Consider the following 24723-nt stretch of genomic DNA (forward strand, 5'->3'; position numbering starts at 1 on the left):
ACCATCCTATCCTTCATCCTTTGACAAGCTGACAAATGCTTTTGTAATATTTGTTTTTGTGATTCTGCCCGATACTTCATAACCCGCCTCTGTCTTTTTAACAACCGGCAGGGAATCAATCTGTTTACTGATTAACTTAGAAGCGACGGTTACCAGCAGATCATCCGCTTCACAGTATGTTACATTTGGCATCCTTGTCATAATAACATTTACCGGCAGACTCGTTAAGTCCTGCTGTCCGATACTTGCTCTTAAGAGGTCTTTTCGTGAAACGACACCAGCGAGATGGCTTTTCTGATCCAGTACAAATAACGTACCAACATCCTCTAAAAACATATGGCAGATCGCATCGTATACAGATACATTATCCTGGACTGCCACCGGCATAGACTGATAATCCTTCACATAAAGCTTTTTCAGGTTTTCAGTTAATAGTTGTGTACCTGACTTTCCTGTATAAAAATAGCCGACTCTTGGGCGTGCATCCAGAAAACCTGCCATTGTTAAAATCGCTAAATCCGGTCGCAGTGTTGCCCTCGTCAGATGCAGTCTGTCGGCAATTTGTTCACCTGTAATTGGTCCGTCTGCTTTTACAATCCGTAAAATTTCAGATTGTCTTTTATTCAGTTCGATATTGTTCACCACCCGAAATTCAATAGTGTTATACTGTTTACCAATATTATATACTAAATGAATATCCCGTCATAGTAAATGGTTTGAGATATATTTTTATTGTCTATTCAAGTAAAGCGTGTTAGGATTGTTTAAAGATAAATGACGTGCGCAATGAAAGAGCAATAAGTACCTTTAAACAAGCGACCGGGGATAGTGAAAGCCCGGAACAAAGGGAAACGGCACTCTGGAGCAATGCAGCAAATCAAGGTGGATGCTTAAAGCATCAATCAGGGTGGAACCGCGGTCAAGAAGCACCGTCCCTGGACTAGACAGATCTAGTCCAGGGACGGTGCTTTTTTCATGCACAGCAACACTAAAAAGGAGTGAATAAACATGAGTAAAAACATGGATGATATCGTACACATTGCCAAGCACAGAGGATTTGTATTTCCCGGCTCTGAGATTTATGGCGGTCTTGCAAATACCTGGGATTACGGTCCTCTTGGAATTGAACTGAAAAACAATATTAAAAAAGCATGGTGGAAGAAATTTATTCAGGAGTCTCCACATAATGTAGGTCTTGATGCCTCTATTCTGATGAACCCGAAAACTTGGGAAGCATCCGGGCATATCGGAAACTTTAACGATCCAATGATCGACTGTAAAAGCTGTAAAGCAAGACACCGTGCGGATAAGCTGATCGAAGCTGCAATTGAGGAAAAAGGTGAAGAAATTATCGTTGACGGCCTTCCATTCAGCCGTATGGCGGAGCTGATTGAAGAGTATGACGTGGCATGTCCGACATGCGGCGCGAAGGACTTCACGGACATCAGACAATTCAACCTGATGTTCAAGACGCACCAGGGTGTAACTGAAGGCTCTACAAATGAAATCTTCCTGCGTCCGGAAACAGCTCAGGGGATCTTCGTTAACTTTAAGAATGTACAGCGCACAATGAGAAAGCGTGTACCATTTGGCATCGGCCAGATTGGTAAGAGTTTCAGAAATGAAATTACACCTGGAAACTTCACTTTCCGTACACGTGAATTTGAACAGATGGAACTTGAATTTTTCTGTAAGCCGGGCGAAGACCTTGAGTGGTTCAGCTATTGGAGAGAATTCTGTAAGAACTGGCTGTTAAATCTGGGCATGAAGGAAGACAGCATGCGTCTGCGTGACCATGATGAGGATGAGCTTTCCCATTACAGTAATGCAACGACTGACATTGAATTCAAATTCCCATTTGGCTGGGGTGAACTCTGGGGAATTGCTGACCGTACAGACTTTGACCTGAAGCAGCATATGGAACATTCAAATGAAGATTTTACGTATCTTGATCAGCAGACCAATGAGAAGTATGTACCGTACTGTATTGAACCTTCTCTTGGTGCTGACCGTGTAACACTCGCATTCCTTTGTGACGCATATGAAGAAGAAGAGCTCGAAAATGACAGCAGAACGGTCCTGCGCTTCCACCCGGCGTTAGCACCTTATAAAGCCGCTGTACTGCCTCTTTCAAAGAAACTTGGCAGTGAAGCCATCAAAGTATTTGAACAGCTGTCACAGCACTTTATGGTTGATTACGATGAATCTCAGTCAATTGGTAAGCGTTACAGAAGACAGGATGAGATCGGTACGCCTTACTGCATTACATTTGACTTTGATTCACTTGAAGATCAGCAGGTAACGGTCCGTAACCGTGACACAATGGAACAGATCCGTATGCCGATTGCTGAAGTACAGGCGTTTATTGAGGATAAAATTAAGTTTTAACAATTTATAACGATAAAAAGCGTGCAGCATAAGGGCTGCACGCTTTTTATGTGTCTTTAGGACCTTCCATTGTCTTTTTCATACGATCCATCTGATCAAGGAAAGACCTGGACCTGGCATAAACACCGACATATTCATCGTAATAGGTTCTGATGACTTTTTTTAATTCCTGCTTTGTGCTTTCCTGTAAAGAAACTTTCCCAAGCCTCTGCAGATCGATAAAATAAAAAAGTCTGATAATCCGGACCGCTTTACTTGAGAGCGGCAGACGGTAGTCGTCAAGGTGAGCACAGCGGTGACAAAGAAAACCGTTCATTCTGAATGAAAACGAAAAGTCACCCTCTCCTGCACCACAGTTTACACACTGATTTAATACCGGCTGTACGCCGAATAAAGGAAGAAGCTTCAGTTCAAAAATATAGGAGATGACTTCTTCATCATATCCTTCATTAATAAGTGCATATGATTGCTGCAGCAGCTCAAATAAAAACGGATCAGGCTTACGATCCTCTACCGCTTTATCAAGCAGTTCAGCCATGTAAGAGGCATACGCTGCTTTATACAGGTCCTCTTTCATCGTCCTTGAAGAGCTGATCATATCCCCCTGCTGAAGTGAGCCCATACCGCTGCCGCCGTGATAAAGATAGATGCCATGGGTAAACATTTGTGACACTGATGAAAGGCGGCTGTTGGTCTTTTTAGCACCTCGGGCCATCAGTGCCACTTTTCCCAATTCTCTTGTAAATAGAATGACTACTTTATTTGTTTCTCCATAATCTCTTGTCCGGATGACGATTCCCTCACACTTATGAAGCATTCGACAAGTCTCCTTTAGACCGGCTTAATACTCCTTGTCATTAAAACCGAAGTCCCGTAAGCTGTTGGCTTTATTCCGCCAGTCTTTTTGTACTTTCACCCACAGTTCGAGGTATACTTTTGACCCCAGCAGGTTTTCAATATCTTCCCGTGCACGCTGACCGATTTCCTTCAGCATTGCACCCCGCTTACCGATAACGATGCCTTTTTGAGAGTCTCTCTCCACAACGATTGTCGCCATAATATCAATGACTTCACGTCCTTTTTCCTTCTTGATCTGTTCAATTGAAACAGCAATTGAATGCGGAATTTCCTCACGTGTTAAATGAAGCGCCTTTTCACGGATCAGTTCTGAAATAATAAAACGCTCAGGGTGATCTGTCACCTGATCGGCAGGGTAATACTGCGGTCCTTCAGGAAGATACTCAGAAATTTGATTAAGCAGTACTTCTACATTGTTGCCTTCCAGTGCTGAAATCGGAACAGTTTCAGTAAAGTTAAACTTCGAACGGTACTGATCGATAACTGGCAGCAGTTCATCAGGATGCACGGTATCAATTTTATTCAATACGAGAAAGACCGGTGTGTTAACACCCTGCAGAAGTTCCATGATATATTCATCACCGCGGCCATAGCCTTCATCCACATTAACCATAAATAAAATAAGGTCAACTTCCCTGAACGTATTTGTTGCCATTTTGATCATAAAGTCACCAAGCTTGTGCTTAGGCTTATGAATACCAGGTGTATCAATAAACACCATCTGACTGTCGTTCGTTGTCAGCACACCCTGTATTTTGTTTCTTGTTGTTTGAGGCTTGTCACTCATGATGGCAATCTTCTGCCCAATGACGCGATTCAGGAACGTCGATTTCCCTACATTTGGTCTTCCTACAATTGAGATAAATCCTGATTTATGTTTGTTATCCATTTAAATCCTCCGGCATAAATGCACCAGGCAGCAGTTCAGCAACGGTTAATTCCTGAATGTCACCTGATAGATTTGTTAAGTATACAGTCATGTCCTGCGGGCATAATTCTGCAATGACCTGACGGCAGGCGCCGCATGGTGGAACAGGACGCTTCGTATCAGCTACAACTGCAATCGCCTTAAATTTACGGTCTCCTTCTGCAAACGCTTTAAACAGTGCTGTGCGCTCTGCACAATTACACATGCTGTATGCTGCATTTTCAATGTTACAGCCGTGATGTACTTTCCCATCCTCAGTCAGCAGCGCTGCTCCGACCTTAAATTTGGAATAAGGTACATAAGCTTTTTCACGTGCCTCTTTTGCTTCTTTAATCAGCAGATTGAAATCCATATAAATACTCCTTTAAACGATATCGTTAGATTTTTAAGGTTAAAAAAAGGAGAAGACTCACCGAACCGGTTAAGTAGTTCTCCTTCCTTGTTATTATACTATAAACGAGCGCTGAATTAATGTAAAAACTCCGGATTACATCATTGAAATCATTTTTGGTATAAAAATGATTGCACCCACAACTGCAGCAGCGACAGAGAAAATCAAAACTGATGCAGCGCCAGCATCCTTTGCTTTCTTCGCAAGTGGATGATCCTCCGGCGATATCAGATCCACGGTCCGCTCAACCGCGGTATTAATTAATTCAAGTGCCATGACATTTCCAATCACAAGGGTAATGAACAGCCATTCAATACTGCTGATCCGAAAAATAAATCCTGCAGTGATTGTTAACACAGCTGCCACTGTATGAAACCTGAAATTCTGCTCCTGTTTAAAAACATCTTTCAGTCCATGTCCGGCGAATTTAAAAGAAAGCATAAATTTCTTAGGTTTCATCATCAGGTCCTCGAAAGCCCGAAGCCTTTTAAAATTTCGTCCTGCCGGCCAAACATTGCAGCTTCATCCTGTTCTGTCATGTGATCATAACCTAACAGGTGCAAAAACCCGTGAAGTGCGAGAAAGCCCAGTTCTCTTGAGAAAGAATGACCGTAATCTTCAGCCTGTTCCTTCGCTTTTTCAACTGAGATAATAATATCTCCAAGCATCCTTGGCATATCAGCGGCAGGCATGACAGCCATTTCCTCTTCAGTCATTTCCTCAAGCGCGAAGGAAATCACATCAGTCGGCTTATCTTTTCCGCGATAGTCTTTATTGATCACTCTGATCTGCTCATTCGTAACAAATGAAATTGAACATTCTGCTTCATCAATTCCTTCTTCTTTCGCTGCAAATGAAAGAAGGTCGCTGATCAGCTTTGAATCTTTTTCTGACAGCAATTCTGTCTCATCGAGAAAATCTATGTGTAATGTTGTCATGCTTCCTTCTTCCTCTCTTCTTTTTTAAAGTCGGGATATTCAATTCTTGAATGAAAAATCCCGTTGAGTGTCTCACAGAATACTTTCTTAATTGTCTCGAGCTGTTTAATTGTAATATCACACTCATTGAACTGTCCATCCTGCAGTCTGTCCTGAATGATCGATTCTACAAGTTTTTTGATCTTTTCAGGCGTCGGATCCTTCATAGACCTGACAGCAGCCTCAACACTGTCTGCTACTGAAATAACAGCTGTTTCTCTGGTCATCGGTCTTGGACCCGGATACCTGTATTCGTCTTCATTCGGATCCAATCCCTTTTCCTTGGCTTTATAATAAAAATATTTTAGCAATGTTGTTCCATGATGCTGCTCTGCAATGTCAATAAATTCATTAGGCAGCTTATATTTACGCAGCAGCTCTGCCCCGTCTTTTGCATGCGCAATAATAATATCACGTGACGTCTGAGGATCCAGATGATCATGGGGATTATGCCCTGACATCTGGTTTTCAATGAAATAGTGGGGCCTTTTCGTTTTACCAATATCATGATAATAACAGCCTACCCTTGCAAGAAGCCCGTTCGCCCCTATCGCCTCACAGCCTGCTTCAGCAAGATTTGCGACCATGACGCTGTGATGATAAGTACCCGGTGCTTCTGTCAGAATCTTTTTCAGCAGCGGATGGTTTGGGTTTGAAAGTTCAACCAGTTTCATTGTGGATAATATACCGAAGCCCGACTCAAATAATGGCAGCAGTCCGATTGTCAGTATGGATGACAGCACGCCGGAGATAATCGCAAATACTGCAAACAGTGTATAGTCAATTGCCGATAACTGTCCGCTTTCTATCAGGGTGAGTGAAAAGAGAAAGATCAGGTTTGCTGCTGATACAAAAAGACCAGCCCTCAGCAGATAGGTTCTTCTTTTACTATCTGAAAGGAATAAAATCCCGGCTAATCCGCTGAATAAAAAGTACAAAGATACTTCTACATTCACTGCGCCAGTCATCATATCATTGAAAATGATACTTGCACACAACGCCTGGATCATTGTAATAATTAATGCAACCCTTGTATTAATCATACTCTTTAATAACATCGGTGCCATTGCTGCAGGGAAAATATAGCCTACCTGTAGTATTTCCAGCTCTCTGATTAGTTCAGCAGCCTTCATCAGTGATAATGAAAGAACCAGTATAATGCTGACTAAAACGAGATAGACCCCTTTTGTTTCTTCATTGATCTTCCAGGATGAAAAATGAAAATGAAGGATCAGCATAATTAATAATGAGAATAACGCTAATCCAATATATGGCTCAGGGCTTGTATTATTTGTTGTCAGCCCAAGTGCATCAAGCTGCCTGTAAACATCTCTGTCAATCAGATAGCCCTTTTGTACAATTACCTGACCTTCCAGGATCTGCACAGCCTCAACCGCTTCCACAGCCTGAGAAATTCTTGCTTCTGTCTGTTCAGGGTCATAGATGTTATTTTCAATGACAGCAAACCTTGCAAGGTCCATAGACGCATTCATTAAATCATTACTCAAAGAGAATTGTGCAATATAATCTGCAGCTTCATTCTTCTTCATTAGTGCTTCTTCCTGTTTAAACGGCTCCTGCATCACCCTTTCAACCTGGTCGATGGTAATGCCTTTAGCCTCCTCAAGACCCTGATCAGAAGCGGAAAGCAGCTGTCTGAATGTCTGATCTGAAATAGATTCTGTTACATTCTCCGAAACGTCCTCAGAAAGCGCATTTTTCAGATTATCAAGCATGTCAGATGAAACAGCCTGCTCCGACAAAGGTTCATCTTCTTCAGGGGTCTGATTATAATCCTTTGCAAATTCGAATATCGAGCTGACCATAGACGTTCTGTTATCTGTCGTTTCCGGTCTGTACTGATAGACAGGCTCAACCTCAGAAGCAGCTCTTTCTCTTTCCGCTTCCGTCAGACGCTCATCCACAATCGTTTTAGGCGAGCGGATGGTTTCATCAGCAACGGAAAACAGGCGGGTATTATAAGTATCCGGACTGACATGAGAAAATAGCAGCAGAAAAGAAGCCAGTCCTACAATTGATAATAGAATCCATTTAAAGAAAGTATAATGTAAAAGATCCTTCATGCTTCGGACCCATTTCTGCATAAAATCCTCTCCCGGAATACTAGTATGTAAGAATTTAGAATCATCTTAACTTATAGTATAGCAAATAATGTATAGTTCCGATATTAGACATTTTGAATCAATTAAAAAAGAACCCGGACAAATTGTCCCGGGTTCCATAACCGTTTCGCTGCGCTTCAGGCGGACGCTTTTCGGACGGAGGTTGCTAAGCCTCCTCGCCTTCGGCTGTGGGGTCTCAGCTTCCCTCTATTCGTCCTGGAGTCGCCGCCTTACGCTCCGCTACACTTAAATTTCATTAAAAATCCTGTTTAATTAGTTTTTATGAGTCATTTTGTCGCAGCCTAAAAAAATTATACGCTGCCCTTCTGATCGTATGCGCCGATTATTTTCGCTACAAGCGGGTGCCTGACAACATCAGCCTGGTCAAGATAATTAAACCCGATTCCAGGTACACCCTTCAGGATTTTCTGGGCAGCAACCAGACCGGATTCCATTCCATTTGGAAGATCTACCTGGCTCTGGTCACCGGTAATGACCATTTTCGATCCAAACCCCAGTCGGGTCAAAAACATCTTCATCTGAGCATACGTGGTATTCTGCGCTTCATCCAGAATAACAAAGGCATCATCAAGTGTACGGCCTCTCATGTATGCAAGAGGCGCAATTTCGATAATACCCCTCTCGATGAACCGCTGCGTCTGTTCTGTCCCTAACACGTCATGCAGTGCATCGTATAATGGTCTTAAATAAGGATCAACCTTTTCTTTTAAGTCACCAGGTAAAAAGCCGAGACTTTCACCAGCTTCTACTGCCGGTCTTGTCAGGATAATTTTTTTTACTTTATTATTTTTTAATGCGTGGACTGCAAGCACAACAGCAAGATACGTTTTACCTGTACCGGCAGGCCCTATACCAAAGACCAGGTCTCTTTTGCGAATTTCATTCACATACTGGCGCTGACCCATTGTTTTTGCCCGGATCGGTTTACCCTTCGCATTTTTTGTGATTTCTTCATCATATAGCTCATCAAAATATTCAATCGTCCCTCTTTGAGACATCTGAACTGCATAGATTACGTCTCTCTGACTGATCTGAACGCCTTTTCTGATCACGCCGAGCAATTGACTAATGACATTTTTAGCTTTTTCGATATCTTCATTCTTCCCGGTAATCCGCAATGACTCTCCGCGGGAAATTATGGATATATCCAGGTCTTCTTCAATTGTTTTAAGATGTGAATCAGAATTCCCAAACAGCTGGACTGCTTCATTCGGATCTTCCAATTTGATGTCTACAGTAATCCGTTCTTCAATCATTCGCGTGTCTCCTCGGTAAAAGGTTTAGGTTCTGCAATATTTTCTAATACTTCATAAAAAATTGTTAATTTAACTTTACCATTCTCAATATCTTCATGCAAAATTTTCTCCTCCAGAATTTGCCCGCTACCTTCTGTAAGAGTCCGTACATCTCTTGCAGCAATTTCTTTAAGCACTGTTTTATACTGGTCTTTTTGAAGATCAGCTTCAAGCACCGTTACTTCTTTGTATCTCTGTTCAACCAGCTTGACCGGCAGATTGAATCCAAAGATGGATAACGGATGGTCAGTGGTTTGTTTGATCTGATTTTTAAATGAATTTCTTTTATGAGAGATAAAAGGCGTTTGATAAGATTTAAATTGCAGTGCATATTCGCTGTGCGATTCCCCTGTGATTCTTTTTAGCTGATTTTTGACTGGCATACTTACATTGACTGTATACCATGTTAAAGCTTTAACAGACCCACTTGCTCTGACCCCTTTTTCATAACCTTCTCTGCCGATATAACCTGAAACAAGTATGTCTCCCTTTGATACCACATCCCCGCTTTTCACAACAGGCGTCCCTGAACTCACAGATAAAGTATGGATCGTTCCCGTCTTGGAAGCGACGAGATGGGCCTGCTGATTCTGTTCATCCTGATCCAGAAAATCCTTTTCTCTTAACGTGACCATCAACTTTGATCCTTTTTTTTCGAATCCGCTCCATGACAACTGTTCTATTTCTTTATATAAAATAGATGCGCTTTGCTGATTCAGTAAAAGATCAGATTGCCGGATACCCGCCTTTATTCCGTTTTCGAGCAGTACCTCAGCTGCCTCATCCCTGATCTCGGGATCGGCGCCTGTGATCTCGACAGACCATATGTATTGAAAAGCCTGAAAAAAAATAAACATAGATAATAAAAACGCTGCAATTGAAGGAACATTTTCCTTCACAAAAGATAGAACTTCCTGATTTTTACCTTCATTGCTGAGCGAGACCGTATTTCCCGATTTAAATACTGCTCTTCTCAATAGAAATAGGTCTGTATAACGGATGACAAATGTTGTTCCTTCCTGCGTATAAATAATGTTTTCAACCGGAACTTTATTGTTTAATAAACGGCTGATCACGAGGCTGCTGTTCTCTCCTGTGAGCTCTACTTTGACATATAGATACTGCTTAATCATCAGACTGACCCTTTAACTGAATCTGACGAATTTCCCCCTGTACAGATGCATACTCACTTGACAGGCTGCTGATCATCAAATGTTCTCCGGTAATGATAATCACTCCAGCTCTGACATTAAACACAATAGATGAATCAGAATAGTGAATAATCCCTTTATGATTTTCTATTTTTACTGTTTTCAGTGCAACCCACTCAATTCTCGGCAAATCAGTAATCAGGTCTTCAGGCAGGTCCAGCCAGTCAGCAGCCCGGCTTAACCAATGTTTTTTAACCATGTAAAAAACCCCCTCCAGTTAAGATTATGTCTTAACTGAGGGGGGCATGACATTCAATGTCTGTGTTTACGTTTTGCTCTTGGCGGTCCGAGAACCTCTGCAAAAATAATACCATTAACGACATCACTCGGTTTTAATTCTTTTGTGATCGTGATATCAGACTCTTTGATCGGATCTGTTGGTACAGTTGGCTTCACTTTTCTATCAACTGCAATCTCCTGAGAAACGACTGGATCTGCCTGTTTTTTTAACTGACTTTGTTCACGGGTTTCACGCTTCGGTCTTTGAGATTCCTCAAATGTTTTGCGCTGTTTGTCGTATTCTTCAGCCAACTGCTTTGCATGCTTATCAAACGTTTCTTTCAGGTTCCTAGGTTTAGATACTGTAGGCTTCTGTACCGGCGGTTTTTCTGCAGGTGCTTCCTTCTTCTGTTTATTTAGAAGACTGATGACACCCGCAATGATCGCCATAATGATAATCTCCACGGAGTCAGCCCCCTACATTATTTTTTGCTGTCACCTTTGTCGTCTTTATTACCGGTAATTTTACCGATTGAATCTCTCATATCAGTATCTGCATCAATATTCTTGATATTCATATAATCCATCACACCAATATTGCCTTCACGCAGTGCCTCAGCCATCGCAAGCGGAACTTCTGCTTCAGCTTCGACAACTTTTGCACGCATTTCTTCAACGCGGGCTTTCATTTCCTGCTCCTGTGCTACAGCCATTGCACGGCGTTCTTCCGCTTTCGCCTGTGCAATATTTTTATCAGCCTCAGCCTGCTCTGTCTGAAGCTCCGCACCAATATTCTTACCGATATCAACATCGGCAATATCAATCGAGAGGATTTCAAACGCTGTACCTGAATCTAAGCCTTTTCCTAAAACAGTTTGTGAAATCAGGTCAGGATTCTCAAGCACTTTCTTATGGTTATCACTTGAACCAATCGTACTGACAATCCCTTCACCTACACGGGCAACGATTGTATCTTCACCAGCACCACCAACAAGGCGGTCAATGTTTGCACGTACTGTAATTCTCGCTTTTGCTTTTACTTCAATTCCATCCATCGCTACACCGGCAATAAATGGTGTTTCAATTACTTTAGGGTTTACACTCATCTGTACAGCCTGTAATACGTCACGGCCGGCAAGATCAATGGCTGCACATCGTTCAAATGCAAGTTCGATATTTGCACGCTGCGCTGCAATAAGTGCGTTTACTACGCGGTCAACGTTACCTCCTGCAAGGTAGTGACTCTCAAGCTGGTTAATACTTACGTCTACTCCGGCCTTATGCGCTTTAATCATTGGATTAATTACGCGGCTAGGGATCACTCGTCTTAATCTCATCCCGATTAATGTAAAGATACTGACTTTAACACCTGCTGCTAATGCTGAGATCCATAGTGCGACTGGTACAAATGTAAACAGTACACTAATGGCGATTACTGCAGCAACAACAATAATAATTAACGTAATTGCTTCTGTCCCCATTCCATTCACTCCTTAAAATTAATCAACTTCTCTGACCACAATGCGTGATCCTTCCACTTTCACAACTAATACTTTCTGATCTTTGTTAATGTAACTGCCCTCACTCACTGCATCAATACGTTCGTTCTCTATAATGATTGTGCCTGAAGGTCTTAATGCTGTTCTTGTTATGCCTGTCTGTCCAATCAGCTCGTGGCGATTGATATTCGATACATAACCACTTTCTGTATTGGTTGAATCACTTAAGATAATTTTCTTCAGCAGGTGAAGATTTTTACCAAGGAATTTCACCATAATCACCATCCCAATCACTGCAGCCAAAAGTGCTACAGATAATGCAATACCCATGAATGCAATACTTTCTCCTGCAAGCAGGATACTGACAACGATTGCAACAAGTCCTGCGATACCCAGAATACCACCCGGTACAAAAAACTCTGCAATCACAAGGCCAACACCAATCAGGAATAAAATCAGTACTTCCATTCCTGCAAGTCCTGCGATTAAATGACCAAAGAAGAACAGAAGCAGTGCACCAAGTCCCAATGAACCGGCAATCCCAAACCCTGGTGAATATAATTCAAGCACCAGTCCAAGACTTGCCATTGAAAGCAGAATTGGTACAACAATCGGATTCGTTACAAACCTTGCAAGATTTTCTGTAAAAGTTGGTTCAACCGATACAATTTCTGCATCTTCATAGCCAAGGCTGGCAATCAATTCATCGAGACTTTCGAAAGTCCCTTCAGAATATCCGTTTTCTTCAGCAGTTGCTGGTGTAAACGTTAAAAGCTCACCTTCATCAACAAGTCCCGGTATTTCAATTGACTGGTCGACCATTGCTTCAGCAAAAATCGGGTCCCTCTCTTTATCAGAAGACTCTGCTGCATTGATCATGGCAGCAAGCCAGGCACTTTGTGCTTTTCTGTCAGCGTCTCCGCCAGCACTTGTAATCACAGCAGAAGCGCCCATCTTACCTGAAGGTGACATATAGATTTCATCAGCATATAGCGCAATATATGAGCCGGCAGATAATGCATTCGGGTTAATATATGCAATCAGATCAACCTGACTGTCCAACATAATTTCCCCAATTTCCTCAGCTGCATTCACTGCTCCGCCAGGCGTATTGATATCAAGAATTAATGCTTCAGCATCATTTTCCTCTGCTTCTTCAATGGACCTTTCCAGAAAAGATGCCAGGCCTCTTTCAACTTCTTTCTTTACAGGCGCCACATAGACTCTCTCGGCATTTGCATCAGCAGGCTGAACAACTGAGAAAACTGACAGTAATACGATCATGGCAGCGAACAACTTCACTCCAATCGTTTTCATTTCTCTCCCCCCTTCTTTATGCCAGTGACTGGTTAGCAATTCATGACTTACCTGTTATACGTATGTAATAAGAAAAGGTTTCATTTTTTAATCTTAATTTTATTCTGAATGTTCCACATAAAAAAATCAAGCCGTGTTGCACATTGCATACACGGCTTGATTTGTCTGAACCTGACTCAACAAATCCAGTTTTATGATAAGTGTTGGAGTACCATTTTATTAATACGGGCTCCATCAGCCTTGCCTTTTACTTTAGGCATGATGCTGCTCATCACTTTGCCCATATCAGCTTTAGAGGAAGCGTTCGTTTCATTGATCGTTTCGATTACAATGACTTCAAGCTCTTCTTCAGTCAATTGACGGGGCATATAGGTTTCGATTAAGGCAATTTCATCAAGAAGCTTTTCAGAAAGATCATCTCTTCCTGCAGATTTGAACTCAGTATAAGAATCCTTCCGCTGTTTAAGCTCACGCGAAAGAACAGTCAATTCTTCGTCTTCAGATAAATCGCTGTGACCAAGCTTATATCCTTCATTTTGCAATGAAGACTTAAGCATCCGAATTACTGACAGACGTTCCTTTTCCTTACTTCTCATTGCTGTTTTCATATCTTCATTCAGACGATCTAGCATACTCACTTCATGCACCTGCTCCTATATTAGAATTTGCGCTTTCTTGCAGCTTCAGACTTTTTCTTACGCTTAACGCTTGGCTTTTCATAGAATTCACGCTTTCTGAACTCCTGAAGAGTACCAGCCTTTGATGTTGTCTTTTTAAAGCGGCGAAGAGCATCTTCGAGTGATTCGTTTTTACGAACGACCGTTTTTGACATCTCTAATTCCCTCCCTCCGAACACTACGCTTACATATTCAAGCAAAGAGAATCACGTGTGTGAATTCTTCATTGCATGCAGTAAGATAGGGATACTTACTGACATTCATGGGGTAATCCCATGTACTTATACAGTATAAACCAAGACATTGTGCTGGTCAACAGGTATTCGAAAGAATAAGAAGCCTTTTCAGCTCTCGTTTGAGAGTTGAAAAGACTTCTAGATTTTAACCGTTCATTCAGTTAAGTCATTGTTAATAGTTTGGGTAAAAATAATCGGGCTTAGTAGTCGCTGTCAGCAGTTTGTCCCTGAATAATCTTGATCCCTGCACTTGCGCCAAGACGTGTAGCACCTGCATCAATCATTGCCTGCGCATCTTCTGCAGAACGCACGCCACCTGAAGCCTTCACACCAAGGTCAGGACCTACAGTTTTTCTCATTAGCGCAATATCCTCAGGAGTTGCACCGCCGCCTGAGAAACCGGTAGAAGTCTTTACATAATCAGTACCTGCTTCAACAGCAAGCTCACAAGCCTTTACTTTTTCTTCATCAGTCAGAAGAGACGTTTCAATAATCACTTTTGTCAGTGCTTTACCTTTCGCAGCAGCTGTTACAGCCTGAATATCCTGCTTGACTGTATCATAGTCGCCACTTTTAAGAGCTCCGATATTGATCACCATGTCTACTTCTGTAGCACCATCTTCAATTGCCTGCTTTGTTTCAAAAGCTTTTGTCTCTGTCGCAGAAGCGCCAAGAGGGAAGCCGATGACTGTGCAGACTTTTACATCAGTTGTATGAAGTAATTCTGAAGAAAGCTTCACCCAGTACGGATTTACACAAACAGACATAAAGCTGTGTTCAGCTGCTTCTTCACACAGTTTTGTAATCTGTTCTTTCGTTGCTTCCGGCTTTAATAATGTATGGTCGATCATTTTTGCGATTTCTGTCATGATATTTGCCCCTTTTCAATTAGATGTACGTACCTATTTTAACACTATGAGGCTTAAATGCCTAATAAAAAAGAGAACAGGACAAAAGATTGTCTCATTCTCTTCATCGTTTCGCTGCGCTTCAGGCGGACGCATTCCGGACGGAGGTTGCTGAGCCTCCTCAAGCTTCGCTTTCCGGGGTCTTAGCTTCCCTCTAATCGTCCCGGAGTCGCCGCCTTTCGCTTCGCTGCACTGTGATATTAGTTAGAAATTGTTTTGTCCCAGTCTCAGACTGATAGTTCCTCTTCAAGCACTCTTACAAACTCACCTTTGTTGTAAGGATAGCCTGATTCTGTGATTTTGACTTTCACAAGCTTACCTACCATATCTTCATTAGCAGGGAACACTACTTTCAGGTAGTTATCTGTATACCCGACATATAGTGATCCTGTTGTATCTTCCTTGAATGGTTCTTCCGGAATCACTTCGAGCACTTCATCCTGGTAATTGGATGCATATTCTTTTGCAAGCTGATCTGAAAGTGAAATAAGTCTGTGAACGCGTTCATTTTTCACTTCTTCATCCACCTGGTCGTCCATTCTTGCTGCCGGTGTACCGGTACGCTTTGAATACGGGAATACATGCAGTTCTGAGAATTTCTGTTCACGGATAAAATTGTATGTCTCCATAAACTCTTCTTCAGTTTCACCCGGGAAGCCTACAATGACGTCAGATGTAACCGCAAGACCAGGCAATGCTTTTTTAAGTTTTTCAAGTCTTTCAGCGAAAAATTCCATCGTGTACTTACGTCTCATTCTTTTCAGGACAGTATTTGAACCGGACTGAAGTGGAATATGAAGATGGTTAACCACCATTTTAGAACGGTCAATAACTTCAATGACTTCATCTGTCAGCTGACTTGCTTCAATTGATGAAATCCTGATACGCTTAAGTCCTTTTACTTTTTGTTCAAGGTCTGTCAGAAGCATCGCAAGGTTATAATCTTTCATATCTTCACCGTATCCACCTGTATGGATCCCGGTCAGAACGATTTCTTTATAGCCTGCTTCAACAAGCTGCTGAGCCTGTCTGATTACTTCTTCAGGATCTCTTGAGCGCATCAGACCGCGTGCCCATGGAATGATACAGAACGTGCAAAAGTTATTACAGCCTTCCTGTATTTTAAGGGATGCACGTGTACGGTCAGTGAACGCCGGTACATCAAGCTCTTCATAGACGCGGTTTTTCATAATATTTGTTACGCCATTGATCGGCTGGCGTTCCTGTCTGTACTGCTCTATATAATCCAGCATCTTCGTACGGTCCTGTGTTCCGACTACGATATCAACACCGGGAATGGCCATAATTTCTGCAGGTGACGTCTGCGCATAGCAGCCTGTCACACATATGACCGCATCAGGGTTTTTACGAATCGCTCGTCTGATTACCTGACGGCTCTTCTTATCACCTGTATTTGTTACAGTGCATGTATTGATCACATATACATCAGATGGCTGCTCATACTCCACTCTGTCATACCCGTTTGCTTTAAACAGTTGCCAGATCGCTTCTGTTTCATAATGGTTTACTTTACATCCCAATGTATGAAATGCGACTGTTCCCATTTTTTCACCTCATTAATTCAAAATGATAGGAAAACGCAGCCAATATGTATAATGGTGCGGTTTCAGTTCTTAATATTCTTGGTCCCAACCCGCAGCTGACTGCTCCATCCTCAATAAATTGCTTTACTTCATTTTCAGATAAACCGCCTTCAGGTCCGATAATGACCAGTATGTTGCTGTCCGGTTTCAATTGGTTCAAAAACCGGTGGAAATTTGATGATTCCCCTGATTTGGCATCCTCTTCATATGCCATCATGATAGCATCATATTCATGAAAAGACGAACGTAGCTGCTTCAGGGTAAAAGGCTCTTCAATTAGTGGAATCACGGAGCGGTGAGACTGCTCAGCTGCCTCTTTAGCAATTTTGTTCCATCGCTCAGCCTTCTTTTTACCTTTTTTCTGATCCCACTTCACAATGGACCTTTCAGCACTGAATGGTATTAAAGCTGACATGCCAAGTTCAGTCGCTTTCTGAATCACATATTCAAGCTTATCACCTTTTGGAAGCCCGTGTGCGATTGTTACGTTGACCGGGAGTTCGGACTGATTGGTGATTTCGGATACTTTTTTGCCAACCAGATGAGTTTCTTCAATTTTAACAATTTCTGATTCAAACACTTCATCCGTATTAAATACTGCAATGAATCTGTCACCTTCAGACATTCTCATCACACGTACAATGTGTTTGTAATCTTCACCTTCTACTAAAAACAAGCCATCTTCATCCAGCTTCGTATTAATAAAATAACGCTGCATTTATATTCACTCTTCCGGTCTGGTAGCGATAATGGCTACCCAGTCTTCCATTGTCATGACTTCATCGATTTCAAAGCCTGAAGCTTTCAGTGCTTCTTTAACCGTGTCTTTTTTCTGCCTGATGATACCTGAAGTGATAAAAGTGCCACCCGGCTTGGTCATTGAATAAGCATCATCTGTAAATGTGAGAATGACTTCTGCAAGAATGTTTGCGACAATCACATCCACCGGCTCTGAAGTCCCGCTTAACAGGTTCCCCTGTGATACAGAAACAATCTTTTCAACTTGATTCAGGCTGATATTTTCAAGTGCTGATTTTACTGCAACCTCATCAAGGTCGAGGGCATACACTGATGAAGCCTCCAGTAAGGCAGCTGCGATACTCAGTACGCCTGATCCTGTTCCTACATCAATGACTGTATCCCCTTTAACTACGGTACGTTCTAAAGCCTGAATACACATCACCGTTGTAGGGTGAGTTCCTGTCCCAAAAGCCATACCGGGATCAAGCTCAATGATCAGTTCATCACTTGATACTCTTTCATACTCTTCCCACGTTGGAACAATGGTAAAAGTTGAAGAAATTTTCACCGGATTATAATACTTTTTCCATGCCGTTGCCCAGTCTTCCTCATTTACTTCACTGACATACACTTTGTTTTCACCAATATCAATATTAAATGAGACGAGGTTACTGATTTCCTGTTTTATCCCGTCTACAGTTTCTGCCAGAAAGCTGTTAACAGGCAGGTATGCTTTAACCATTACACCTGAATCAGGATAATCTTCAGGATTTAGATCATAAATCTCCCCGAATTGATCTTCTCTGTCTTTTAATAACTCACCCGGATCCTCAATCACAACTCCACTGGCACCAGCTTCATGTAAAATATTTGAAATCGGTTCAATTGCTTCATTTGTTGTATGAATACTTATTTCTGACCACTTCATCAGACCAGCTCCATTTCACTTCAGGCTGTCAGGGCAGTTAGCCCTGACAGTTCATTTTTTATTATTCACCTTTAAAAGCGCGTTTCACTTTTTCAAAAAAGTTATCGTGCTGCTCATCAGGTACATCACCGCTGATTTCTGCAAATTCGCGCAGCAGTGTTTTTTGTCTGTCTGTCAGCTTCTTAGGTGTAATGACTTTGACACGGATATGCTGATCGCCCTGTCCGTAGCCGTGAACATTTTTGACACCCTTACCTTTCAGACGGAAAGCAGTGCCGGATTGTGTCCCTGCCGGAAGCTTCCATTTAACTTTGCCGTGAACAGTTGGCACCTCCAGCTCATCACCGAGTGCTGCCTGTACAAATGTAATCGGCATATCAAGGAAGATATCATCGCCCTCACGCTCAAAGATTTCATGCGGTCTGACGCGGAATACAACATACAGATCTCCCGGAGGTCCTCCATTCACACCAGGTTCACCCTGGCCTGCAACTCTCATCTGCTGACCATCATCAACACCCGCCGGAATCTTCACGTGAATCTTCTTACGTTTCTTCACTTTTCCGTTACCACCACAAGTCGTACACTTATCTTTTACAAGTTTACCTGAGCCTTCACAGTGATGGCAGACTCTGCGGTTCACGATCCGGCCAAATGGTGTCTGCTGTTCAACATTCAGCTGCCCTGAGCCGTTACAGTGATGACAGGTTTCGGGTTTAGTGCCTGGCTTCGCTCCGTCTCCTCCACACGTTTCACATTGTTCTTCCTTTGGGATTTCGATATCCGTCTCCTTACCAAAGACTGCTTCTTCAAATTTAATCGTCATTGTATATTGAAGGTCATTACCCTGTCTTGGTGCATTCGGGTCGCGTCTTCTGCCGCCACCGCCAAAGAATGAACTGAAAATATCTTCAAATCCGCCAAATCCGTCAAAACCGGCACCGCCGCCAAAGCCCTGATTCGGATCAGTGTGACCAAACTGATCATAATGCGCACGCTTCTGATCATCGCTCAGTACTTCATAAGCTTCTTTAACTTCTTTAAATTTTTCACCGGCATCTTCATCTTTATTAATGTCCGGATGGTACTTTTTTGAAAGCTTTCGGTAAGCTTTTTTGATTTCGTCTTTAGAAGCACCTTCAGAAATGCCAAGTACTTCATAGTAATCACGTTTACTCATAATTCCACTCCCCGGTCCTTTTGCATAAAGGTTATTTTAGCATTTTTTAGACTGCCCTTGCAACGGCAAAGAAAAAGCCAAAGCACCGTGACTTTGACTTTTTCCGCTTCTGCTATTATTTCTTATCGTCGTCAACTTCTTCAAAGTCTGCATCGACAACATCGTCTTCAGGCTTTCCGCCTTCGCCCTGCTGCGCTGCTTCAGCCTGCTGTGCAGCTTCTTCATAAAGCTTCATAGAAAGCGCCTGAAGAATTTCCTGAAGTGCTTCTTTCTTCGTCTTAATTTCTTCAAGTTCATTCTTTTCAATTGCTTCTTTCAGCTCATCACGTGCTGTCTCAGCTTTTTTCTTCTCTTCTTCATCAACTTTTTCTCCAAGATCAGATAGTGTTTTATCTGTCTGGAATACCAGCTGGTCAGCTTCATTACGGATTTCAGCTTCTTCTTTACGCTTCTTATCCGCTTCTGCATTTTCTTCAGCTTCTTTTACCATGCGGTCGATATCTTCATCTGATAGTGAAGTAGAAGATTTGATTGTGATCTTCTGCTCTTTACCAGTTCCGAGATCTTTCGCACTTACATTTACAATACCGTTCTTATCGATATCAAATGTAACTTCGATTTGAGGTACGCCGCGTGGTGCCGGTGGAATATCTCCAAGCTGGAAACGGCCAAGCGTTTTATTATCCGCTGCCATTGGGCGTTCACCCTGAAGCACGTGGATATCAACTGCATTCTGGTTATCAGCTGCAGTAGAGAACGTCTGTGATTTAGATGTTGGGATCGTAGTGTTACGCTCAATCAGTACAGTTGAAACGCCACCCATTGTTTCGATACCAAGTGATAGTGGTGTTACGTCAAGAAGAACAACGTCTTTCACATCACCAGTCAGTACGCCACCCTGAATTGCTGCACCCATTGCAACAACTTCATCCGGGTTAACGCCTTTAGAAGGCTCTTTACCAGTTTCCTTCTTAATCGCTTCCTGTACTGCCGGAATACGTGTAGAACCACCAACAAGGATTACTTTATCAATCTCAGAAGCAGACATACCTGCATCTTTAATCGCCTGGCGAGTAGGTCCCATTGTGCGTTCAATTAATGATGAAGCAAGATCTTCAAACTTCGCGCGAGTCAGGTTCATTTCAAGGTGAAGCGGACCTGCTTCCCCAGCTGTAATAAATGGAAGTGAAATTTGAGTTGATGTTACACCAGAAAGATCTTTTTTCGCTTTTTCAGCTGCATCTTTCAGACGTTGTAGTGCCATTTTATCTTTAGAAAGGTCAATGCTGTTTTCTTTTTTGAATTCAGCTACAAGGTGGTCAATGATCACCTGGTCAAAGTCGTCACCGCCAAGACGGTTGTCACCGGCAGTTGAACGCACTTCGAATACGCCGTCGCCAAGTTCAAGGATAGATACGTCAAATGTACCGCCACCAAGGTCATAGACAAGAATCGTCTGGTCTTCTTCCATCTTATCAAGACCATATGCAAGTGCTGCTGCAGTTGGCTCGTTAATAATACGCTCTACTTCAAGACCGGCGATTCTGCCTGCATCTTTTGTTGCCTGACGCTCAGCATCGTTAAAGTAAGCCGGAACAGTAACAACAGCTTTTGTTACTTCTTCGCCAAGGTAGCTTTCAGCGTATCCTTTTAAGTATTGTAGAATCATTGCAGAAATTTCCTGAGGTGAATACTCTTTACCTTCTGCTTCTACTTTGTGGTCTGTACCCATGTGTCTCTTAACAGACATAATTGTGTTAGGGTTCGTGATTGCCTGACGCTTTGCAACTTCCCCAACCTGTTTTTCACCATTTTTAAATGATACAACCGATGGAGATGTACGGTTACCTTCAGGGTTTGCAATAACTTTTGCTTCTCCGCCTTCAAGTACTGCCACACATGAATTTGTTGTACCTAAGTCAATACCGATAATCTTACTCATTTCAACATCATCCTCCCAAATACAATTATTCGTTTACTTTCACCATTGAAGGACGGATTACGCGGTCCTTCAGCTTATAACCTTTTTGTAATTCTTCAATGACTGTATTTGATTCATAACCTTCTTCAGATACCTGCATAACTGCCTGATGAAGGTTCGGGTCAAACTGCTGACCTGTTGACTCAATGATTTCCACACCCTCAGCTTTCAATGCTTCCAAAAGGCTTGAGTGTACCATCTGCATTCCTTTTAACAGTGAAGCAGACTCATCATTTGTTGTCTCTATATTCAGTGCACGTTCAAAATTGTCAAGCGCAGGTAAAATTCCTGTCACGACATTTTGAGCACGATACTTTTGTAAAGTTTCGTTTTCTTTTTGAATACGGCGTCTGTAGTTATCAAATTCCGCACGAAGACGTAAATACTTATCTTCAGCTTCCTCTGCCTGTTGCTGCCAGTTTACTGCTTCAGCTTCTGTTGACTTTTCCTGTTGAGCTGCATTTTCTGCAGTCTCCTCAGTTTCTTCAACCGCTTCTGCTTTTACTTTTTCTGCTGTTTCCTGCTGTACATCTTTTTCTGACACGATCTTTCACCTCCTTGAAATGCTTTCCCTTTTTATTCATGCGTAAACGCCTGAATAATAGAGTGCATGAATCTCTTCAGGAAAATGCACTGCCGGGCAATGGCCAGCGGCAGGCATTATTTTTCATCTGAATCATAAAAACTCGATAATGCTTTAGATAAATCCATACTGATCACATTCAGCAGGCTGATCACCCTTGAATACTCCATTCTGGTAGGACCGAGTATCGCAAGTGAACCGCTTTGGCCTCCGATAACCGGAAATGATGCAGTGATCAGAGAAACGTCTTTTAACGCCTCATTGTTGTTCTCTTTCCCAATTCTGATCTGAATACCAGAACCGCTGTTTTCTTTGATCAGCGGATACAGATAATCCTCTTTATCAATGACATCCATAAGCATTCTGAGCTTATCAATATCATTGAATTCAGGCTGGTTCATCATATTCATCTTTCCGCCAAAAAACAGTTTATCATGAACCGGTACGTTCATAATCTGCGCAAATGCTTCGATCATGAGATCATAATTTGCAATATGGCGTTTCAGAAATAATGCTACCTCTTTGTACATCTTGTCATGAAGCTCCGCAAGCGGCGTGCCGGTCAGCTTTTCATTCAGTATTCTGACCATCCGTTCAATATCTTCCGGATTCAGTCCGGGCGGAATCGTAAACCTTTTGTTTTCAACATGTCCTGTATCTGTCACGATAATCGCGATTGCACTGTCCTGGTTTAAAGGGATAATCTGAACGCTTTTCACCTTGTTATCATGGTGATCCGGCCCAAGAACAATCGATGTGTAATTCGTCATCTGTGACAGGATTTCAGCTGAGCGCTGAACGACATTTTCAATTTCAAGAATTCTGTCTGCAAAGATTGATTGTATCTGAGACATATCCTTTTTCTTTAATGCCTGCGGTGAGAGCAGGTGATCCACATAAAAACGATATCCTTTTTCTGAAGGAATACGCCCTGATGAAGTATGGGTTTTTTCTAAAAGGCCCATTTCTTCAAGGTCATACATTTCATTCCTGATTGTAGCGGAACTGAAAGGAATTTCATCTTTTTTGGACAGGCTTCTCGAACCTACCGGCTGGGCAGAGCGAATAAAATCATCAATAATCACTTGAAGAATAAGTAATTGCCGATCTGTTAGCATCTTTTATCACCCCTGTTAGCACTCACTTATCACGAGTGCTAAATCTATTTCTTAAGTTATCAAATGATGATTTTACTGTCAACGACTATGCATTAATTTAATCCAAGAAATGATTGAAAAACTTCATTTCCAAGAAATCTTCCTTCACGCGTTAATCTGATCCGGTCATTATCAATCTCCAGCAGGTTTCTCCCTGTCATATCTTTTACCGGTGATTCAAATACCTGCATCAACTCAGTATTAAATTTCTGCTTAAAGTGCGGAATCGATACACCTGCTGTTTTTCTCAACCCAAGGAACATCTCTTCTTCCATTTTCTCATGAGCTGTTACTTCAGCCTGATGGAATATAGGTAATTTCCCGTCTTTAAGAGATTGAATGTATTTGGAAACGGGCCCGATATTTGAATATCTGACGCCATTTACATAACCATGTGCACCTGCACCGAAGCCGTAATAGCTTTCATTTTCCCAGTAAGTCAGGTTATGAAGGCTTTCAAAGCCCGGTTTGGCAAAGTTGCTGATTTCGTACTGGTGCAGCCCTTTTGCTGCCATTTTATCCATGAGCAGATCGTACATAGCCGCTTCAGCATCCTCACCCGGCAGAGGGAGACGCCCTTTTCTCATCAGGTTATAAAAGACTGTCTTAGGCTCAACGATCAGTGAATACCCTGAATAATGAGGCAGATCTAGTTCAAGCGCACGGTCAATTGTATCTTCAAAATCTTCAAGTGTCTGTTCAGGCAGCGCATAGATCAGGTCAATGCTGATATTACTGAAGCCTTCTTCCTGTGCTTCTTTCACAGAACGGTATACATCTTCAGACCGGTGATTACGCCCGATCTTTTCGAGCAGCCTGTCATTGAAGGACTGTACGCCAAAGCTGAGCCTGTTCACGCCGTATGCTTTCAGCACGCTAATTTTATCCTTACTGAGATCTCCCGGGTTGGCTTCAAATGTGTATTCCGTGTCTTCTGTGATATCAAAGACTGACTGAATCCCGGTACATAACTTTTCGAGCTGGGCCGCACTGAGCGCAGTAGGTGTTCCCCCACCGACAAATATACTTTTCATTGACTGCGTGCCCTTTTGTGTTGTACGCATTTCCTGAATGAGCATCTCTATATACTCATCAACCGGCTGGTTTTTCATAAAGACTTTATTAAAATCACAGTAGTGGCAGATATGGTGACAAAACGGAATGTGTATATATACTGCTGATGTCATGCTTTTCCTCATTCCTTTAACATAGAAAAAGGGACGTTTCCTGCTGTATGCAGAATCCGCTCCCCTTTCACATGTATAAAAATTATTTTTCCCCTTCATCCATCTGAAGGACAGCCATAAAGGCTTCTTATGGTGATGTTGGTACGGAGTGTATCTTAATGTATTCTATTGTATTTAGCAATCCATACAGATCAAGGGCTTTTATTTCCTTTTAGTATCTTAACATCATTTTTCATATTTTTGTTTATCTTAGTGTATTTTATTGTAACGGTGGCACTGCGGTGGAAAACAATATAATGCCAGTGAAATTGAGT

25 protein-coding genes are annotated in these 24723 nt (G+C 42.2%); 1 reads left to right on the top strand and 24 read right to left on the bottom strand.

The window, feature by feature from the left end:
• Positions 1-6: 6 nt before the first annotated feature.
• A complete protein-coding gene (gene ccpN, locus UFB30_RS08120) occupies positions 7-645 on the bottom strand; it encodes a transcriptional regulator CcpN (RefSeq protein ID WP_435390802.1) in 639 nt (212 codons plus the stop codon).
• Positions 646-1020: 375 nt separating this feature from the next.
• Between ccpN and UFB30_RS08125 the strand changes: the two genes are divergently transcribed.
• Entirely contained in the window at positions 1021-2388 is a 1368-nt protein-coding gene (locus UFB30_RS08125) for a glycine--tRNA ligase (protein ID WP_435390870.1), read from the top strand.
• Positions 2389-2434: 46 nt separating this feature from the next.
• On the opposite strand, the gene recO is transcribed toward UFB30_RS08125, so the two are convergent.
• From recO to hemW, 23 genes are all read right to left on the bottom strand, one after another.
• Positions 2435-3205, bottom strand: a complete 771-nt coding sequence (gene recO, locus UFB30_RS08130) for a DNA repair protein RecO (RefSeq protein WP_322421180.1) — start codon at positions 3203-3205, stop codon at positions 2435-2437.
• A 24-nt stretch (positions 3206-3229) separates the two neighbouring features.
• A complete protein-coding gene (gene era / locus UFB30_RS08135; protein ID WP_322421181.1) occupies positions 3230-4135 on the bottom strand; it encodes a GTPase Era in 906 nt (301 codons plus the stop codon).
• The gene (locus UFB30_RS08140; protein ID WP_322421182.1) at positions 4128-4526 is read right to left on the bottom strand and encodes a cytidine deaminase; all 399 of its coding nucleotides are present in this window, start codon (positions 4524-4526) and stop codon (positions 4128-4130) included. The genes era and UFB30_RS08140 overlap by 8 nt, the downstream gene beginning before the upstream one ends.
• 135 nt (positions 4527-4661) lie before the next feature.
• The gene (locus UFB30_RS08145; RefSeq protein WP_322421183.1) at positions 4662-5024 is read right to left on the bottom strand and encodes a diacylglycerol kinase family protein; all 363 of its coding nucleotides are present in this window, start codon (positions 5022-5024) and stop codon (positions 4662-4664) included.
• Between the two features lie 2 nt (positions 5025-5026).
• On the bottom strand, positions 5027-5503 hold the full coding sequence (ybeY, locus tag UFB30_RS08150; RefSeq protein WP_322421184.1) for an rRNA maturation RNase YbeY: 477 nt from the start codon (positions 5501-5503) through the stop codon (positions 5027-5029).
• Positions 5500-7647 (bottom strand): HD family phosphohydrolase, encoded by a 2148-nt coding sequence (locus UFB30_RS08155; protein ID WP_322421185.1) that lies wholly within the window; start codon positions 7645-7647, stop codon positions 5500-5502. Before UFB30_RS08155 ends, ybeY begins: the two co-directional genes overlap by 4 nt.
• A 329-nt stretch (positions 7648-7976) precedes the next feature.
• On the bottom strand, positions 7977-8942 hold the full coding sequence (locus UFB30_RS08160) for a PhoH family protein (protein ID WP_322421186.1): 966 nt from the start codon (positions 8940-8942) through the stop codon (positions 7977-7979).
• Complete coding sequence (locus UFB30_RS08165) at positions 8939-10114, bottom strand: sporulation protein YqfD (RefSeq protein ID WP_322421187.1); 1176 nt, start codon at positions 10112-10114, stop codon at positions 8939-8941. The genes UFB30_RS08160 and UFB30_RS08165 overlap by 4 nt, the downstream gene beginning before the upstream one ends.
• Positions 10107-10391, bottom strand: a complete 285-nt coding sequence (locus UFB30_RS08170) for a YabP/YqfC family sporulation protein (protein ID WP_322421188.1) — start codon at positions 10389-10391, stop codon at positions 10107-10109. Before UFB30_RS08170 ends, UFB30_RS08165 begins: the two co-directional genes overlap by 8 nt.
• A gap of 53 nt (positions 10392-10444) precedes the next feature.
• Entirely contained in the window at positions 10445-10876 is a 432-nt protein-coding gene (locus tag UFB30_RS08175) for a YqfB family membrane protein (RefSeq protein WP_322421189.1), read from the bottom strand.
• Positions 10877-10893: 17 nt separating this feature from the next.
• Positions 10894-11892: a flotillin-like protein FloA gene (gene floA, locus UFB30_RS08180; RefSeq protein WP_322421190.1), complete on the bottom strand. Its 999-nt coding sequence runs from the start codon at positions 11890-11892 to the stop codon at positions 10894-10896.
• An 18-nt stretch (positions 11893-11910) separates the two neighbouring features.
• The gene (locus tag UFB30_RS08185) at positions 11911-13227 is read right to left on the bottom strand and encodes an NfeD family protein (protein WP_322421191.1); all 1317 of its coding nucleotides are present in this window, start codon (positions 13225-13227) and stop codon (positions 11911-11913) included.
• Positions 13228-13418: 191 nt separating this feature from the next.
• On the bottom strand, positions 13419-13865 hold the full coding sequence (locus UFB30_RS08190; protein ID WP_322421192.1) for a GatB/YqeY domain-containing protein: 447 nt from the start codon (positions 13863-13865) through the stop codon (positions 13419-13421).
• Positions 13866-13885: 20 nt separating this feature from the next.
• On the bottom strand, positions 13886-14059 hold the full coding sequence (gene rpsU / locus UFB30_RS08195; protein ID WP_039809800.1) for a 30S ribosomal protein S21: 174 nt from the start codon (positions 14057-14059) through the stop codon (positions 13886-13888).
• A gap of 281 nt (positions 14060-14340) precedes the next feature.
• A complete protein-coding gene (deoC, locus tag UFB30_RS08200) occupies positions 14341-15012 on the bottom strand; it encodes a deoxyribose-phosphate aldolase (RefSeq protein WP_322421537.1) in 672 nt (223 codons plus the stop codon).
• 263 nt (positions 15013-15275) lie between these two features.
• Positions 15276-16613: a tRNA (N(6)-L-threonylcarbamoyladenosine(37)-C(2))-methylthiotransferase MtaB gene (gene mtaB / locus UFB30_RS08205; RefSeq protein WP_322421193.1), complete on the bottom strand. Its 1338-nt coding sequence runs from the start codon at positions 16611-16613 to the stop codon at positions 15276-15278.
• A 4-nt stretch (positions 16614-16617) separates the two neighbouring features.
• Positions 16618-17370: a 16S rRNA (uracil(1498)-N(3))-methyltransferase gene (locus tag UFB30_RS08210; protein WP_322421194.1), complete on the bottom strand. Its 753-nt coding sequence runs from the start codon at positions 17368-17370 to the stop codon at positions 16618-16620.
• A gap of 6 nt (positions 17371-17376) precedes the next feature.
• Complete coding sequence (gene prmA / locus UFB30_RS08215; RefSeq protein WP_322421195.1) at positions 17377-18321, bottom strand: 50S ribosomal protein L11 methyltransferase; 945 nt, start codon at positions 18319-18321, stop codon at positions 17377-17379.
• Between the two features lie 61 nt (positions 18322-18382).
• Positions 18383-19501, bottom strand: a complete 1119-nt coding sequence (dnaJ, locus tag UFB30_RS08220) for a molecular chaperone DnaJ (protein ID WP_322421196.1) — start codon at positions 19499-19501, stop codon at positions 18383-18385.
• Between the two features lie 115 nt (positions 19502-19616).
• Positions 19617-21443, bottom strand: coding sequence for a molecular chaperone DnaK (gene dnaK / locus UFB30_RS08225; RefSeq protein WP_322421197.1), 1827 nt, complete (start codon positions 21441-21443; stop codon positions 19617-19619).
• A 25-nt stretch (positions 21444-21468) separates the two neighbouring features.
• On the bottom strand, positions 21469-22029 hold the full coding sequence (gene grpE, locus UFB30_RS08230) for a nucleotide exchange factor GrpE (RefSeq protein WP_322421538.1): 561 nt from the start codon (positions 22027-22029) through the stop codon (positions 21469-21471).
• A gap of 113 nt (positions 22030-22142) precedes the next feature.
• On the bottom strand, positions 22143-23183 hold the full coding sequence (gene hrcA / locus UFB30_RS08235; protein ID WP_322421198.1) for a heat-inducible transcriptional repressor HrcA: 1041 nt from the start codon (positions 23181-23183) through the stop codon (positions 22143-22145).
• 92 nt (positions 23184-23275) lie between these two features.
• Positions 23276-24409 (bottom strand): radical SAM family heme chaperone HemW, encoded by a 1134-nt coding sequence (hemW, locus tag UFB30_RS08240; protein WP_322421199.1) that lies wholly within the window; start codon positions 24407-24409, stop codon positions 23276-23278.
• Positions 24410-24723: the final 314 nt, after the last annotated feature.

The organism is Jeotgalibacillus haloalkalitolerans, assembly GCF_034427455.1.
Taxonomy (GTDB): Bacteria; Bacillota; Bacilli; order Bacillales; family Jeotgalibacillaceae; genus Jeotgalibacillus; species Jeotgalibacillus haloalkalitolerans.